This is a genomic window from Phormidium sp. CCY1219, from assembly GCF_055795085.1.
On sequence record NZ_JAYFEQ010000079.1, the window covers coordinates 1 to 203 of the forward strand.

General features: G+C 55.2%; 1 pseudogene. It reads left to right on the forward strand.

Annotated features, from left to right (window positions below):
• Positions 1–203: pseudogene (locus tag AC0QH1_RS00500) on the forward strand (photosystem II D2 protein (photosystem q(a) protein)); the annotation flags it as partial.

Below are 203 nucleotides of genomic sequence, written 5' to 3' on the forward strand. Positions count from 1 at the left end.
CGCCAGTTGGAAATCTCCCGTCTGTTAGGGATTCGTCCTTATAATGCCCTGGCCTTCACCGGACCGATCGCGGTGTTCGTCAGCGTCTTCTTGATGTATCCCTTGGGACAGTCGGGCTGGTTCTTCGCCCCCAGCTTTGGCGTCGCCGCCATCTTCCGTTTTCTATTGTTCTTCCAAGGGTTCCACAACTGGACCTTAAACCC